The 15,882-nt window shown below is 69.6% G+C and carries 15 protein-coding genes and 1 pseudogene; 9 read left to right on the top strand and 7 right to left on the bottom strand.

Going from position 1 to position 15,882, the window contains the following annotated elements:
* Positions 1–199: 199 nt before the first annotated feature.
* The 5 genes from TU31_RS28610 to TU31_RS28630 all read right to left on the bottom strand — a co-directional run bounded on the left by TU31_RS28610 (position 200) and on the right by TU31_RS28630 (position 4,793).
* Positions 200–565: an STAS domain-containing protein gene (locus tag TU31_RS28610; RefSeq protein WP_042159701.1), complete on the bottom strand. Its 366-nt coding sequence runs from the start codon at positions 563–565 to the stop codon at positions 200–202.
* Positions 562–1,701, bottom strand: a complete 1,140-nt coding sequence (locus TU31_RS28615) for a cobalamin B12-binding domain-containing protein (protein WP_045867340.1) — start codon at positions 1,699–1,701, stop codon at positions 562–564. Before TU31_RS28615 ends, TU31_RS28610 begins: the two co-directional genes overlap by 4 nt.
* Before the next feature lie 126 nt (positions 1,702–1,827).
* Positions 1,828–3,486: a PP2C family protein-serine/threonine phosphatase gene (locus TU31_RS28620; RefSeq protein ID WP_078886033.1), complete on the bottom strand. Its 1,659-nt coding sequence runs from the start codon at positions 3,484–3,486 to the stop codon at positions 1,828–1,830.
* A gap of 209 nt (positions 3,487–3,695) precedes the next feature.
* Positions 3,696–4,067, bottom strand: a complete 372-nt coding sequence (locus TU31_RS28625) for an ATP-binding protein (protein WP_042159703.1) — start codon at positions 4,065–4,067, stop codon at positions 3,696–3,698.
* A gap of 333 nt (positions 4,068–4,400) precedes the next feature.
* Positions 4,401–4,793, bottom strand: a complete 393-nt coding sequence (locus TU31_RS28630) for an ATP-binding protein (protein ID WP_245698841.1) — start codon at positions 4,791–4,793, stop codon at positions 4,401–4,403.
* Positions 4,794–5,522: 729 nt separating this feature from the next.
* Here TU31_RS28630 and TU31_RS28635 point away from each other — a divergent pair.
* A complete protein-coding gene (locus TU31_RS28635) occupies positions 5,523–6,971 on the top strand; it encodes a glyceraldehyde-3-phosphate dehydrogenase (RefSeq protein WP_078886034.1) in 1,449 nt (482 codons plus the stop codon).
* Between the two features lie 274 nt (positions 6,972–7,245).
* On the opposite strand, the gene TU31_RS28640 is transcribed toward TU31_RS28635, so the two are convergent.
* A complete protein-coding gene (locus tag TU31_RS28640; protein WP_042159705.1) occupies positions 7,246–7,542 on the bottom strand; it encodes a hypothetical protein in 297 nt (98 codons plus the stop codon).
* Positions 7,543–7,949: 407 nt separating this feature from the next.
* On the opposite strand from TU31_RS28640, the gene TU31_RS28645 reads away from it, so the two are divergent.
* The 4 genes from TU31_RS28645 (at position 7,950) to TU31_RS28660 (ending at position 11,429) form a co-directional block, all read left to right on the top strand.
* The gene (locus TU31_RS28645; protein WP_245698843.1) at positions 7,950–8,162 is read left to right on the top strand and encodes a hypothetical protein; all 213 of its coding nucleotides are present in this window, start codon (positions 7,950–7,952) and stop codon (positions 8,160–8,162) included.
* 554 nt (positions 8,163–8,716) lie between these two features.
* Complete coding sequence (gene folE, locus TU31_RS28650; RefSeq protein WP_042159706.1) at positions 8,717–9,250, top strand: GTP cyclohydrolase I; 534 nt, start codon at positions 8,717–8,719, stop codon at positions 9,248–9,250.
* A gap of 119 nt (positions 9,251–9,369) precedes the next feature.
* Positions 9,370–10,674, top strand: a complete 1,305-nt coding sequence (locus tag TU31_RS28655) for an MFS transporter (protein ID WP_042159708.1) — start codon at positions 9,370–9,372, stop codon at positions 10,672–10,674.
* A 74-nt stretch (positions 10,675–10,748) separates the two neighbouring features.
* The gene (locus TU31_RS28660; protein WP_052719094.1) at positions 10,749–11,429 is read left to right on the top strand and encodes an NUDIX hydrolase; all 681 of its coding nucleotides are present in this window, start codon (positions 10,749–10,751) and stop codon (positions 11,427–11,429) included.
* 43 nt (positions 11,430–11,472) lie between these two features.
* Here the strand turns inward: TU31_RS28660 and TU31_RS28665 are convergent, their stop codons facing one another.
* Complete coding sequence (locus TU31_RS28665; RefSeq protein ID WP_078886036.1) at positions 11,473–13,053, bottom strand: alpha/beta hydrolase; 1,581 nt, start codon at positions 13,051–13,053, stop codon at positions 11,473–11,475.
* Between the two features lie 270 nt (positions 13,054–13,323).
* Here TU31_RS28665 and TU31_RS38830 point away from each other — a divergent pair, with 270 nt between their 5' ends.
* The 4 genes and pseudogenes from TU31_RS38830 to TU31_RS28675 all read left to right on the top strand — a co-directional run bounded on the left by TU31_RS38830 (position 13,324) and on the right by TU31_RS28675 (position 15,862).
* A complete protein-coding gene (locus TU31_RS38830) occupies positions 13,324–13,479 on the top strand; it encodes a hypothetical protein (RefSeq protein WP_158894762.1) in 156 nt (51 codons plus the stop codon).
* A 420-nt stretch (positions 13,480–13,899) separates the two neighbouring features.
* Positions 13,900–14,202: pseudogene (locus TU31_RS39970) on the top strand (ATP-binding protein); the annotation flags it as partial.
* The gene (locus tag TU31_RS28670) at positions 14,199–14,549 is read left to right on the top strand and encodes a UBP-type zinc finger domain-containing protein (protein WP_042159710.1); all 351 of its coding nucleotides are present in this window, start codon (positions 14,199–14,201) and stop codon (positions 14,547–14,549) included. The pseudogene TU31_RS39970 and the gene TU31_RS28670, both read left to right, overlap by 4 nt.
* A gap of 173 nt (positions 14,550–14,722) precedes the next feature.
* Positions 14,723–15,862 (top strand): inorganic phosphate transporter, encoded by a 1,140-nt coding sequence (locus tag TU31_RS28675; RefSeq protein ID WP_042159712.1) that lies wholly within the window; start codon positions 14,723–14,725, stop codon positions 15,860–15,862.
* The last annotated feature ends 20 nt before the right edge of the window (positions 15,863–15,882 follow it).

Consider the following 15,882-nt stretch of genomic DNA (forward strand, 5'->3'; position numbering starts at 1 on the left):
CGGCCGAGCCGTCCGTACGCTTCGGGCCGCCGTACCCACCGGCCCGCGCTCCACCAGCAGTTACGCATCGTCCGACGGCAGCCCGTGCGCGCCCGCCCCGCCCCCGGTCGGGAACCCGCTGAACTCGCGTATGCCCCGGCGAGGCAGGTTCATGAGCCGGTCGCCCCTCGGCGCGGGTGACCGTCCGGGGTGGCGTGCGTCAGCAGCCCGTGGTGGAGCCGCTCCGTCCGGGCGGGGAAGTGAGCGGACCGAGGGTGCCGGTGACCGTCAGGAGGCGGTCCAGGGCGGGGGAACGATCGTCCAGGTGGAGGTGGATTCCGGCAGCGTCGGTGCGGCGGTGGAGGGCCAGCAGGACGGAGAGCCCCATCGGGTCGCAGGCCCGCACCCGGGCGCAGTTGAGGTGGAGGGCACGGAGGTCGGGCTGCGCGGCCATCTGCCGGAGGGCGAGGGCGAGCAGCTCGTCCGCGGTGGTGTGGTCCAGGTCCCCGGTGAGGTGGAGGTGGGCGGTGTACCTGTCCGGGGTGGTGACGGTGGGGCAGCGCTCGTCGGGCGGGTACGACGTCATGCGGAGGATCCGGGGCCAGGGCCGGCGTCGGTGCCGGGATCAGGGCCGGCGTCGGTGTCGGCGCCGGAGCCGGAGCCGGTGTCGAGGGCGCGGCGGGCGTGGCCGATGATCCGCCGTGCCCGCGGAAAGTCCGTCAGCTGGGCGGCGAGTGCGTCCAGGGCCGGGCCCAGGGAGTGCGCGGGGACTCCGCGCGTGGTGAGGATCGCACCGGTCCAGGTGAGGAAACCCGTGAACAGTTCGTCGTCATCCGTGTAGAGCGCGGTGGCGAGGAAGTCGGTGATGTGCGCGAGGTCTTCCGCGGTGTGCTGCCGCTGCCGGTCGGAGTAGTGGCGCAGGGCCGGGAAGCGTTCCTCCAGCTGCGCGAGGGTCTCCTTGACCAGTTGCGGGGCCGTGCGTGCCACCAGGGAGTACTCCTGGTCGGACAGGTGCGGCAGATCGTCGACGGGCTGGTGCCCGAGCGCGGGGGCCCTGGTGTCCGGCATGCCCCGGGAGAGGAAGTCGGCGGCGGTACGGGCGTCCGGCGCCCAGGCGTCGGCACCGAGGAGCCGGGCGTAGCGGCCGTCGGGACCGAACGCGGCGCCGCCCACCAGGAAGGGGACGCCCGCGGCCTGGCAGGCGGTGATCGCCGCATGCGCGGTGGGCAGCCGGGTGGCGATCGAGCTCGACAGCGCGACGGCCTGCGGTCCGGTCTGGTGCAGATGGGCGATCAGATGAGGTGCGGGCACCTGCGCGCCGAGGAAATCCACCTGCCAGCCGCGCAGCCGCAGCACCTCGGCGAGGAGGCGGGCGGGCAGCGCATGCCACTCACCGTCGACACAGGCCACCGTGATGCGGCCCCGTTCCGCTGTGGCCGCGGGCGGCCGGTGATGTGCGAGGGCCGCGATGACCCGGTCGTTGATGGCGGTGGCGGCGTGCTCCTGCGCCACCGTCATCTTGTTCGCCGCCCAGTGTTCACCGACCCGGTGCTGGACGGGCGCGATGATGTCGAGCAGCACGTCCTCCGGCGGGACACCGGCGTCCACCGCGTCGAACACCCGACGGACGGCGGCGTGCTCATCCACCGTCACCACGGCGTCCCACAGTTGGTCGACGTAGGCGGCCAGGCTCTCCGCCATCGCCACAGGCGAAGTGGTCATGACGCACGCCTGCCCGGCAGCCGTCCGCCCATGGCCCCCGAACGAGCACGGAGGGACGGACCGGCCCCCGCCCCTGCTTCCCGCCGGTCAGCGGTCATCGGCGCACCCCCGTAGAAGTAACAGTTCTCATGCCGGGTACCTGCCCCGGGTGTGGCCGTCCACCGCGCTGATGTGCGCACGGTGGGGCGCGGTGATGGCGACCACGGCCATGTCGTCATGCCGGCCGGCCCCCACCCACTGGGCGGCGAGCATCCGGATCCGCTCCACGACCGCTTCGGCGGGCAGGCCCGCACACTCACTCAGCGCGGACCGCAGACGTGCCTCGCCGAAGAGCTCCTCGCCCAGTGGCCCGCCCATCGCCTCGGTGATCCCGTCGGTGTACAGCAGACAGGACTCCCCGGGCGCAAGATCGAGCGCGGCCGTCGTGGAGGTCACCTCCGGCAGCGCACCTACGAGGGACCCGCGGGTGGCGGCTTCCTCCACCCGGCCGTCGGCGCGGACGATCAGCGGCGCGGGGTGTCCGGCACTGGTCACCCGCAGCCGGACGGTGCCGCCCCGCCGCGCGACCGAGGCCAGGACCAGGGTGGCGAACCGGGTGTGGTCGGAATCGAGCAGCGCACCATTGAGCAACCGCAGCACCCGCTGATGATCGGTGGCCAGCGGCAGCAGGGCGTGCAGGGTGTTGCGGATCTTGCCGGTCTGGACCGCGGCCTCCAGCCCCTTGCCGCACACATCCCCCAGGACGACGAGCGACTCCTCATCGGGCCCGGCCGCCGCGTGCACATCGTAGAAGTCGCCGCCCACACGGTCGGTGTCGTTCGAGGCCCGGTAGCCGCCGGCCAACTCCACTCCGCTGAGCTGCTGGAGCCGGGGCGGCAACAGCTCCCGCATCAGCGTCCGGGTGATGGCCGCCTGTTCCGCGTAGAGCCGCGCGGCGGACATGGCCGCTCCGGCACGGGCGGCGAACAGCCGGGCGACGGTCTCTTCGCTCTCGTCGAACGCGGCGTGACCGGAACGTCTCAGGAGAATCAGCGCGCCGGCCGCCACACCGTGCCCCGGGAGCGGGGTGACCGCCACCGAGCCGAGGTCCCCCAGCGCGGACGGCCGCACCCAGTCCGGCACGGCCGCCGGGTCTATCCAGCGCGCGGGCACGGGAGGAAACCCCTTCAGCGCTTCGGCCAGTCCCGGCACGGAGGTGGGATCGGCGACAACCTTGTCACGCACCACCCGCCCGTCCGGGCCGCAGCAGCTCATCGCCAGCCACCGGCCGGAGGGCGGGGCGATCACGACGGCGGTGTCCGCCAGATACTGCGTGGCGAGCCGGGCCGTGACGTCCATGCACCGGTCGGCATTCAGGGAGGCGAGAAGTTCCGTCGACGCCTGCACGAGAAACGCGGTGCGCTCACGCTCGGCACGCAGGGCCTCCTCCGCCGACCGGCGGGCGGTGTCATCGACCAGCCACCACACCACGTCGCCGTTCTCCGCACGACTCGGACGGGCCTCGAAGCTCCGGCCCCCGACGGGCCCGCACTCCGCCTCGTCGTCGGGCCGCGGGGTGTCAGTGAAGCGCTGATGAGCGTCGGCGAGCCAGGAGACCAGGGCGTCGTCGCACGGTGCGCCCGCCCTGGCGGCCGGGAAGAGCAGCATGGCGGCGTCATTGACCGCACGCACGAGCCCGGACGGGCTGATGACGAGTACGGGGTGGGGCGCGGACCGCCAGGCTGCACCGGCATCGACACCGGCCGCGGGCGCGGTGACCACGGGTACGTCGGAACTCTTCACCACACAAGGCTCACTGAGTGCACCCCATCACCCACAAAAACGGCAGGGACCATTCCCCATCGGTCACCATCCCCCACGGAGACCGGGGAGGGCAATCATCGCCGGGGCGTTGGGGTGGAGTGGGCAGGCCGGATGAGGAGTGGCGGCCGGTTCGCGGTGGGTGGGGTTGACGTGGCCCACGGCTCACGCCCTCGGGAACAGTACCGACGGCATCAAAGGGGCAAGGTCACGCGAATCGTCTTGCCGGTCACGGTCGCGGTGATCTCGACGCTGCGCGCCAGCCGTTGTATCAGGGGCCAGCCGTAGCCACCCGTGACACCAGGGTCGCGACCGGGGGTTTGAGGGGAGGCGGCGGTGGGGCAGTGCGCGCTGCCGTCCTCGACCGCCACTTCCAAACACCCCTCGACGACCCGCGCGGTGAACCCGGTGAGCCCGCCCCCATGCCGTTGGGCATTGGTGACCAGCTCCGTGGTCACCAGGAGGGCATCGACCAGGGCCAGGTCATCGACCGGGCTGCCTATCTTGTGCAGCAGGTCGTGCACAAAGTTGCGCGCCTCGGCTGCTCTTACAGGTACTCCCTGCATCACACCATTCCACCCCAATGCTCCCGAGCCGTCGCAGCGACGCCGCCACCCTCACCCATCCTCCGGGCAGGCATTACCGGCCGGGGCACTTCTTTCTCGCACGGCAGGACGGCAATACTCTCAGGCCCCCGCGCGGGCGCCACAGCGGGTGAACACTGAGCCGACGGGGCTACGGAAAGCGCGACTTACGACGAGGTCGCCACCCCGCCGCCTCCCCCTCAACGGCCACCACCTCAACGTGTGGACCGACATCGGGGCCGACGGGAACGCCTGCCGAAAGCCTTCCGGCAACGGCGCATGCCCCACGAAACGCCTGCCGCACCTGCGGCACCCTCAGTCGGCCACGCCGTCAAACCGGAGCGGGACGGTCACCGTAATGGCCTTGCCGTCGCCCGTGGGGACAATCACCACACAGGACGTGAGTTTCTGGATCATCGGCCACCCATATCCACCGACCCCATACTTTTCCCGTCCGATGGCCGTGGCGGGATGACGAGTACTGCGATCGGTGACGGTCACTTCCAGCAGACCGCCCGCGATCCGGGCAGAGAATCCGGCGACTCCACCACCATGACGCTGGGCATTGGTGACCAATTCCGAGGTGACCAGCAGGGCGTCGATCGAGGAGAGTTCATCGACCGGCGGGCGGTGCGCGTGCAGCAGCTCATGAACGCGGTCCCGCGCGTCCGCCGCTTTGTTCACCGGGGTCTGCTGCGTGCCCGTCACACCTCTCACCTCACGCCCGATCGACCACAACGCCTGGAGCTCACCCACCGCCCCCTGCGAGGGCCACGCAAAAGGCTACTTCGACGAGAAGATTCTTTGACTGCTTCCCCCGGACCCCGGAGTTCACGCAACACCCTCCACAACCCGGCGCCAAACCTCCGGCACGGCCCCTGACCTCACCACCAACCGTCCGCAGCAGAGCCGGGCCCAAGAGCTCCGGTGAACGACGTCACAATGCACCGACCCCGACGGGCAGGAATTCCTCCCGGCCACCACATCAATGGCGGACCCGACGCACCACCGAGCTCACCGACTCGGACCTCAGGCCGTAGCGGCTACTCCCCTACTACTCGCCGACGCCTGTCAGCCCTGCGGGACCAGCGAGCCTGCCGACGCGCAGGCGCATCCGCTCCGCACCCCGCACCCCCTCACCGAGCGGCACCGCTACACAGCCGGGGGCGCTCCTCCGACGGGTAGCCGATGTCACACCCTCGTCGGCCCACGACGCATCCCCGCCCCTTCGACCCCGGAGAGGCAGGCAACGAAGACGACCCCTTGGGAGCATTTGCCCCGATTTGCCCCAGCTCTTCACTCCGCACCGTCACCCCTCCCTTACGTCGGCATGACCGTGGCGCCCGCCGCGGCATCCCACGCACAGCAGGACCGTCTGAACGATCAAAATATGGGGGCGCTAGCATATGAGCACCGCCTAGCTCGAAAGATAAGCCTGTGACTGCTGTCAATGACGACTCGTTCACCAACTGGAAGAACCGCGAGGAGATCGCGGAGTCGATGATCCCGATCATCGGGAAGCTGCACCGGGAGCGGGACGTCACGGTCCTGCTTCACAGCCGCTCCCTGGTGAACAAGTCGGTGGTCAGCATCCTCAAGACCCACCGTTTCGCCCGGCAGATCGCCGGTACGGAGCTCTCGGTCACCGAGACGATGCCCTTCCTCCAGGCTCTCACCTCGCTCGATCTCGGCCCGTCCCAGATCGACATCGCCTTGCTCGCCGAGACGTACCGGACCGACGACCGCGGCCTGTCGGTGGAGGAGTTCACCGCCGAGGCCGTCGCCGGCGCCACGGGTGACAACAAGATCGAGCGCCGCGAGCCGCGCGACGTCGTGCTCTACGGCTTCGGCCGCATCGGCCGCCTCGTCGCCCGTCTGCTCATCGAGAAGGCCGGCTCCGGCAACGGCCTGCGGCTGCGCGCCATCGTCGTCCGCGGCGGCGGCGACCAGGACATCGTCAAGCGCGCCTCGCTGCTGCGCCGTGACTCCATCCACGGGCAGTTCCAGGGCACGATCACCGTTGACGAGGCGAACAGCAAGATCATCGCCAACGGCAACGAGATCAAGATGATCTACTCCGACGACCCCACGTCGGTGGACTACACGGCGTACGGCATCAACAACGCCATCCTCATCGACAACACCGGCAAGTGGCGGGACCGCGCGGGCCTGTCGAAGCACCTCCGCCCCGGCATCGCCAAGGTCGTCCTGACCGCCCCGGGCAAGGGCGACGTCCCCAACGTCGTCCACGGCGTCAACCACGACATGATCAAGCCCGACGAGCAGATCCTGTCCTGCGCGTCCTGCACCACCAACGCGATCGTCCCGCCGCTGAAGGCGATGGCGGACGAGTACGGCGTCCTGCGCGGCCACGTGGAGACCATCCACTCGTTCACCAACGACCAGAACCTGCTGGACAATTACCACAACTCCGACCGCCGCGGCCGCTCGGCGCCGCTCAACATGGTGATCACCGAGACCGGTGCCGCCTCCGCCGTCGCCAAGGCACTGCCCGACCTCGATGCGACGATCACCGGCAGCTCGATCCGCGTCCCGGTGCCGGACGTCTCGATCGCGATCCTCAGCCTTCAGCTGGGCCGCGAGACCACCCGCTCGGAGGTCCTCGACTACCTCCGCGATGTCTCGCTCACCTCCCCGCTCAAGCGCCAGATCGACTTCACCACGGCCCCCGACGCGGTCTCCAGCGACTTCATCGGCTCCCGCCACGCCTCGATCGTCGACGCCGGCCCCACCAAGGTCGAGGGCGACAACGCCATCCTCTACCTCTGGTACGACAACGAGTTCGGCTACTCCTGCCAGGTCATCCGCGTCGTCCAGCACGTCTCCGGTGTGGAGTACCCGACCTACCCGGCGCCTGCGGTCTGATCGCGGCGAACTTCCCGTATGGGTCCTACCGTCGCCCCGGGTGCGGGGCGACGGTAGGACGCGGGCCTTCCGGCCGGTACCACCCGCCTCACTGAGCCGTCATCCGGCAGGCCTGCACGCAGCCGGGTGGCTATCGGCTCGGCAGCTCCCCCCTCTCACCCGGGTCCGCACATCCCCTCTCGACGCGGGATGTGCGGACCCCGGCTGGAATGCCGGCCCGGGCGAGAGGCGCCCCGAACTCGGCTCGCTCGGCCCCGGGTTCGCCGTGGAGCCTTCACATGCCCGGATGGTCAGGCATCCGCGACGCGGCGACGGCGTCGTCGAGGATCTGCTCCCGTGCCGAGATGACCAGCCTGTTGAGTGTGCCGGCCAGGGGGAGGATCTCACCAAGCCTGCCGGAGTCGGCGATCCGGCCGGTCGACGCGTCGAGGAAGACCATCACCTCCCTCATGAGCCTGTGCGCCTCGGGCGTGGTGGGAAGCGCGTCAGCTTTGATCAGGTTGAGCATCGTCTCTAATGCCGCGGCCAGCTCCCGGACCGCTTCACGCATCTCGGATTCGTCGGAATTCATGCTGCATACGATCGCGGAACGGATGCGGAGATGCCACGCGGCAGACGCCTGCCGGAGGAGCCGGGCAGCATCAGTTCGAACGCCTGGTAGCTGCCGTCGTACGCCCGCCAGGGATGACGGGACAGCCCCTCAGCCCGGTGGTCTCGTACCCGGAGAAGCAGCACGAGGCCCGGTGCAGACGACACCCGTTGGTGAACTGCCGTAAGGCGAGCGGGATTTCGCCGGCTGACAGGCTGTCGGCTCCAGCAGGGAACGTGTGGCGCGGTGAACCTTCCGCGCCGGGCCCACGTCTTCCCCCCGCGTCCTGCCACGACATGTGCAGGAGAACAGACCATGGCCGACAAGGACGTTGAGCAGACCGACGAGCGGGGTTACCTCCCGGGGCCCTGGCGGGCGGACCTCGGGACGTGGGGGCTGTCGCACTGATCGCCTTCGGGGGCCTCGCGGTGGCATGGGTCTTCTTCCGGCTGCCCGGCACCCCGGATGAGCCGGCGTCCGCCTACTACGGGGTCTCCAAGGTCATAGCCATCGGCCTGGTGACTATGGGATGCACCTTGCTCGGCCGCCGTCGCACCCGGGCCGCCGCCACCGAGGAGACGAAGGAACGGGAACACGCCTGACGCCGCAGGCCGGTGAGCACCGTCAGACGGCGGCGACTTCCTAAATCCAGCAAAACACCGGGTCGGCTGCCGGACCGCTGAACGTCCTCCAGCAGTGGGGAGCCACGCTCGGGGTCGCCATCCCGGGCAGCGCTTACCTCAACAGCCACATTCCAGTACGCCCCGGGCAGCTTCAGCGCCTCGCCAAGGCCGGACGAAAGCCCCCCTCGCCCTCGTCCTCTTCCTCGAAGCGGTAAAGGAGTTGTGCGGTGGGGCGCAATCACCTCCACACCCCACAAGGCGAAAAGTGAGCGGGTGTGCACCGGCGCCCGGAAGGGTATTTTTGCCTTTCCATTTCGGGCGCCGCATTCCCGCCGTCCGTTCGGTTCAAGCCTAAGAGAAACGTTTATTCTCCGTGCGGATTTAACTACTTGGCTATTGGCACATCACCTGCATATTGGTCTCATCGGGTGTGGGCCAATGGAGGTATGTTCTCAACGAACACGCATGGGTGGATAGTGAAAGACCTCCACCGGGTTCGGAGCCCTTGGTGTGAGCAGGAATGGAGGTCGCAGATGACCATAGAGGAATGGCTCAAAACGAATGTAACCACCGACACGAGGGCACTCGGGTGGTACAGCGGACCGGAGTGCGAGGACCGTATCGTCCGAGCCTATCGCGAGCTGCTGAGTGGCTATGAGATCGACACCTCGAAGATCCTCAAAACCACCTGCCTGGTGAACGGCGAGCACACCGGCGTGGTGCGTATCCAGGAGAACAACTTCTTCTCGATCTGCGCCCACCACTTCCTGCCGTTTTTCGGGAAGGTCAACATCTCCTACGTGCCCGGTGACCGCATCCTCGGACTCGGCAAATTCCCGCGTCTGGTACAGGCGTTCAGCCGCCGCTTCCAGATTCAGGAGTATCTCGTCAAGGACATCGCTGACGAGATCATGTCCTCCGGCGGCGCACAAGCCGTGCGCGTCACCTCCAGCAGTCGCCACCTCTGCATGTGCAGTCGTGGTCCGTCCGACCAGACCGTCACCACCGACACCTCTTATGTGGCAGGCGATCAGGAGTTGATGGCCAGATTCGGCCTGGACGACTGATGCGGACTCGCGTGGCGGGAGGTGTACTCAGTGATCCCTCCCGCCACGCGGCCTTGGTCAGCCCGTCCCTCGACGGCCGACCGCGCGGGACCACGCGCCGGCCGGCACAAGGAGAATCCGTGCGCGACAGGAAGAGGCGCGGTCAGCGCCGCGCGTCGACGTCGCCCTGGAAGTACGCGCTGGCGACCTGGTTCGCCGGCGTGCTGGCGGCAGTCGGTCTGGGTGCCGTCGCACCGGTGGGGTCCGCCCTGCGTACGTCGCTCGGCCTGTCGGACGGTGCGGTCGCATGGGCCACCTCAAGTATCACGGCGGTGAGCGCCGCCCTCGGCATCCCGGCGGGATGGTGGGTCCGCCGCTTCGGTGCCCAACGGGCCCTTTCCTGGGGCCTTTTTGTCATGTCGGTGGCCACCGTCGGCAGCGCGGCCGCCGGCTCCTGGGGGCTGCTGCTGGGGGCACGTATCGCTGAAGGGGTCGGCTATCTGCTGGTGTTCGTGGCGGGTCCGGTCGTGCTCACCCGCCTCACTCAGGGCGGCGTCCGGTCGGCAGCACTCGCGTTGTGGGGCACGTGCGTTCCGACGGGGCTCGCCCTCGCCGCGGTCACGGGCGGCGCCCTGGAATCCGTGTGGACATGGAACCAATGGCTGGCCCTCACCGCACTCGGTCCGCTGATCATGGCCGGAGTGCTCACGGCCGTCCTGCCTCGGCTCCCGAGGGCGGCGGTCCGGTGTGCGCACCGCGAAGCCGGTTACTGGAACGGGGCGTTGCGGCTCGGTGTGGCGTACGGCAGCCTGTCGCTGGTCGGTGTCGCCGTGGTGATGGTGCTGCCAGCGTTTCTCCTTGAGGAGCGGCAGGCTACGGCGGCGGTTACCGGTGCCGTGGTGGCGGTCGTCTGTCTGGGGAGCGCGGTCGGTGGGCTCGCCGCCAGTTGGCTGCTGCGGCGCGGCGCGGCCCTCTCCTCACTGGTGCCCCTGGGCGCGGTGATGCCGGTCGCCTGCCTCCCCGCCTTCTCGGCCGAATTCCCCCTCGCGGTCAGCGGCGGAGCGGCCACGCTTGTCCTTGTCGTCGACGGACTGCTGATCTCCGCGGTCTTCGCTGCCGTTCCCGCCTCGGTGAGCCGTGCGGAGGATGTCGATGTCGCCAATGGCATCCTCAACCAGCTCGGCAGTGTGGGGATTCTGCTGGGACCACCGGTCTTCGGGCTGGTCATCGCTGCCGCGGGGTGGGGCACCGTTGCTGCCCTGACCCTGGCCTTCGGCGGGTTGGGCGCGGTCCTGCTGCTGACGGCTGCGCGCACGTCCGCGACCGGTTCGGCGGCCGACGTGTCCCGGTCGCCCGACGCGCCGGGTGGCGGAGAGAGGCGGAACGGTGCGGAACCCTTGGCGAAGGCGGCGGACGTCAGCAAGCCGCACCGCACGCGCCCCTGACCGAGCACGGAAGTGTGGCCTGCCCGACTGCCGTACCAGCTGATGGCAGTCCTTCGCCCAGGAAGGGGCACAGGGTGAAATTCGACTTCCCGCTGTCGCGGGACAACACCTATCGCGAATACTGCCTGCACTGCCACGCCGAGGCGGTCACTTGGATCGTCGTGGACGGAAGAAAACGCTGCACCTGTGCTTCGTGCGGGCGCGAGGCGGAGAGAGCCGTCGTCATCGATCCCCGTATCTCCTGGTGGACCGATGCGGACGGCGAGTACTGGCACGAGAGCGCCGGGGTGTTCGTACGCGACCGTCGAGCGAAGTTCCTCTTCTTCCAGCGGACCGCCTTTCCTTACCGTCTGACCGTGCCGGCGGGCCATGTCGAGCGCGGGGAGGAACCACAGCGCGCGGCCGCGCGGGAGCTGTGGGAGGAAGTAGGAATCCGGGGCGCGCACGGGGATCTCCGGCTCGTTGCGGACGAGTATTTGAGGGGAGATGTGTGCAGAAGGGGTTCCGACGCGCATCGTTGGCATGCTTTTCTGCTGGAGGTCGATGAGGACCGGGAAGCGGGAGCCCAGGGGGAGCTGACCGTGAATGAGGAGGGTGAGGCGCCCGTCTGGCTCACTCTCGACCAAGCCCGCTCCTGCCGGCCGACGTTCGCGGTGGAACGCATCATCGAGCAGTATTCCGACAGGCTGCTGGACGCTGTCCCGCCTGTTTCTGACGAGCGGGAACAGGGCCCTTCGGACGGTGCCCGGGCCTGACGTTTTCGTCCCACGCCACCGCCGGGGGCGACCGGCGCCCGTCTCAGCCGGCGCAGTGGGCGATCTCGCCCGGCAGCTCTCCCCCGACCAGATATCTGTCGACGGCACGGTCGGTGCACGTGGAGGGGGGCTCCGAGGCGTACGCCGCATGCCCCTCGCCCTTGCGCACGAGGAGCGAGCTCTGGTCCAACTGCCGGTGCACCGCCCGTGCGTTCGCGAGTGGAGTGAGCTGATCATCGGTGTACGACACCAGCAGTACCGGTGCCGCGCCGGTTGCCCTGACCGGCTCGGCCGCACCGGTGGGGGCGACCGGCCACGTCGCACAGTCGATCATCTGCCAGGCGTAGGAACGGCCGAAGAGCGGCGACTGCTTGGCGAACGCGTCGGCGGTGGCGAGCATCTTCTCCGGGGTCTTCGGCGCGGACGGGGAGTCCAGGCACAGCACCGCCGACATACTCATGGACTCGTTTTCCTCGGTCTGCTCCTCCTGCGGCGTCGACTCCTCGTCACCGCCCTCGCCGGATGCCTCGGCGTCCAGACGATCGAAGGCGGTCACGTCCCCGCGCAGGGCGGCCACCAGCGCCGTGGTCAACCGCTTCCAGCTCACTTCGCCTGACACGGCCATTCCCAGGTACATGGACAAGTCGGCGTCGGTGAATTCCTCGCCGCCGGCCCCGTGCAGCGGCTTCCGGTCCAGTTCCCTGGCGAACGTGGTGAGCCTCCGCAGGATCTCCCCGGTGGTGGCTCCCAGCCGGTCGTCCCCGCGCGCGACGAGGTCGTGGGCGTACCGGCGCACCGCGTCATCGGAGGTCTTGACGTCGAGCCGGGCGACCTGCCGCAGGTCGGCGGCCGGATTGACGACGCCGTCGAGCACCATCCGGCCCACCTTGCCGGGGAACAGCTTCATGTACTGCTGGCCGATGAAGGTGCCATAGGAGACACCCGTGTAATTCAGCTTGGCGTCGCCCAGGACCGTACGCAGCACATCCAGGTCGCGCGCGACGCTGACGCTGTCCATGTGCGCGAGAACGGCGCCGCTCGCCTTTTGGCAGGCACGGGCACGCCGGGTCGCGTCGGCGAACACCTTCTCGGCCTGCGATGCGGTACGCGGCGGGTCCTCGGGTTCCTCGGCCACACCGTCGGGGCACTTGATCTGCCCGGACCCGGCTATGCCTCGTGGGTCGAAGCCGACCAGGTCGTAACGGGCCCGGGCCCGTTCCCCCGCCTGCCAGTTTCCGTTCGCCACGTCGGCCGCACCGCCGGCTCCGGGTCCCCCGGGGTTGAAGAACAGCGACCCCAGCCGACGACTGTGATCCTTGGCCTGCACCCGCGACACCCGCAGTGTGACGGTCTTCCCGTCCGGGGCGGCGTAGTCGACCGGCACCTTCACCCAGCCGCACTGCGCGCCGGGCACGGCCTTGGGGGTGACATCCGTGCCACAGGCCGTCCACTGGACCTTCTGCTGGGTGAAGCGCGCGGGCAGCACCGGAACGGACGTGTTCCCGCCCTTGGCGTCGCCGGGCCGGGATGCTGCGGCGCCACCGGCACCGCAGACCGTCACCACCATCGTGGTGACGGCCAGCAGACCGGCGGACAAGGCCATGGATCGGCGGGGGATGGGCATCGGCGCTCTCGCTCTCTCGCTCGTCGCCCGCACAGCATGCGCACAGGCGCCGCCGGGCCGCTGTAGGGCCCATCACAGTTGGGGCGGAATTACGCATTGTCGGCGGACGAACGCATTTCACCCTCAGGTAGGACGGGGTCACGGATGGCGAAGTCACGGATGAACACGTTCAGCAAGGAGACGCAATCAGTGAGTCATCGCCGCACGGGATCGCCTACAAGCGGGCGATGAATGCGCTGATGCAGGAGGCGATGTGGTCGGGCACCTCCAGTGGTCGGGCACCTCCAGTGGTCGGGCACCTCCAGCGGCCAGGTGGCCGGTGCCGCCGAACTCGGCGAGGGTGGCGGTGGGGATCAGGGGAAGCAGGTCTTCGCGCAGGATCTGCGGCGGGTCCGCCGTGTCGTCGCTCCCGGCCGGCACCAGTAGTACGGGAACGTTGATCGCACCGACCCGGTCCGCGAAGTCCTCGACCAGCGCCTGCCGCGGCCACGCCCGCCGGTGAGGCGGGCGCCACGAGCACCACGCACTCCCTGGATGGCGAATTGTTCGACCCGCCACGGGGGCAGCACCGCGCCCGTCCCCACGCCCCCCTGCCTGGAACGCACTGGCAAGAAAGTTACGGTCGTAACATGGGAGCCGTGGCTCCTCATCGCGCCGCGGCCCTGGTGCTGCCCCGCGTGCTCCCCGTCGACCTGGGCATCCCGACGCAAATCGACCCGGGCGTGACGCGGGCTGTCACCCGCGATCTGCGGCGTCGTGACGGCGAGTTGTACCGCCTCGTCCGCGCGGAGTCCGGCGAGTCCGCGCTTGCCGCACTGCGTGAACTGAAGCTGCGTGGCGCCCCGTTCGGTACTTGTCACGGCCGCCAAGCAGTACGCGCCACTCCATCGGGCGCCCCACCAGGTCACCGACGTCCATGAACTGCTGGACAGCACGCTGCTGATGGTTCTCCGCGAAGATCGGCCCCCACATCACCGTCGTCAAGCCGGTGGGCGAGGGCACGCGTCCCGGCCTGGACATCTCGTGGCGCATCACCGCCAACAAACACCAGGGGGACCGCGGTTCGATTCCGCCCCCGGGGACACCCGCTTCCGGGTACGCCTGCCGCCGGCCCCACCAACCCCCCTTTCCCCACAGGAGGCGTCATGATTTCCCCGCACGGAATCGACCCCTCGGTCCCACCCAGCGGAACCGGATGCGCCGAGTGTGATGCCGGTGGCGGCTGGTGGTTCCATCTCCGGCGCTGCGCACAGTGCGGCCACGTCGGTTGCTGCGACGACTCACCCGCCAAGCATGCGACGGCCCATGCCCGGGACACCGGGCACCCGGTGATCCGCAGCTTCGAACCGGGCGAGACCTGGTTCTACGACTACGACACCTCGGACGTGTATGCCTCGGGCCCGCCCCTGGCTCCCCCGGAGAGCCACCCGGCCGACCAGCCGACCCCCGGCCCCGCGGGTCGCGTCCCGGCGGACTGGGCCGACCGTCTGGGATAGGCGGCTCTCCCCCACCTACGCCATGGCGCTGACCTGGCCGAGCGCCGCCACCGACCGGCCCCGCCGTCGCGTTGGCGGCGGTCCGGAGCGGCACTTAGCGTGGGAGAGGACGGCGGTTGGTACATGATCCGGGGGCCCGTGCGGCCGGACCGCCCTCGACTCGGAGGTCCGGGATGGACGCTGTCTCGTTCCTGCTCGTGGCCGTGATCCTCACGGCCCTTGCCTTCGACTTCACCAACGGATTCCACGACACCGCCAACTCGATGGCCACCTCCATCGCCACCGGGGCGCTGAGCCCCCGGGTCGCCGTTGCCGTCGCCGGGGTGCTCAATCTGGCCGGAGCCTTCCTCTCCACGGAAGTGGCCAAGACGATCTCGGGTGGCATCGTCGAGAACAGCGAGGTCTCCCTGGTGATGATCTTCGCCGGGCTGATCGGGGCGATCCTGTGGAACCTGGTCACCTGGCTCCTCGGGTTGCCGTCCAGCTCGTCCCACGCCCTGTTCGGCGGGCTGATCGGCGCGGTGTGGGTGGGGGCCGGGGGCTCCGCGGTGCGCTTCGGCGCGATCATCGAGAAGATCGTGATCCCGGCGGTGGCCTCGCCGGTGGTGGCCTGTGTGGTGGCGCTGCTCGCCACCTACCTCGCCTACGTGATCACCCGGAGGACCTCGCGCCGCGCCGTCGGAAAGGGCTTTCGCGCGGGTCAGGTCGGGTCGGCGTCCCTGGTGGCACTGGCCCACGGCACCAACGACGCCCAGAAGACGATGGGCGTCATCACCCTCGCGCTCATCTCGACCGGGGTACTCAGCCATGGCGCGGGGCCGCCCTGGTGGGTGGTGCTGAGCGCGGGCCTGGCGATCTCGCTGGGCACCTACGCGGGCGGCTGGCGGATCATCCGGACCATGGGCAAACAGCTCACCGACATCCAGGCCCCCCAGGGCTTCGCTGCCGAGACCAGCGCCACCGCGGTGATCCTCGCCTCGTCGCACATGGGGTTCGCGCTGTCGACCACTCAGGTGTGCACCGGCAGCATCCTCGGCGCGGGGCTGGGCCGCAAGCTGGCACATGTGCGCTGGGGAGTCGCCGGGCGGATCGCGGTGTCCTGGCTGCTGACACTGCCGGCCGCGGCCGCCGTGGGAGGCGTGGCGGCATGGGTGGCCGATCAAGGCGACCTGGGGGTGGCCCTGGTGGCGGTCGTCGCCATCGCCGCCGCGGCGGCCTTCTACGTGCTCTCGCGCCGCCACCCGGTGAGCCCGGAGAACGTCAACGAGGTGCCGGCACCCGAACCGGCCCCCACCGTCAAGCCGGCCGCCTGAGCCGCCCCGACCGGCCGGGC

The sequence above is a fragment of the Streptomyces lydicamycinicus genome (genome assembly GCF_000829715.2).
Taxonomy (GTDB): domain Bacteria; phylum Actinomycetota; class Actinomycetes; order Streptomycetales; family Streptomycetaceae; genus Streptomyces; species Streptomyces lydicamycinicus.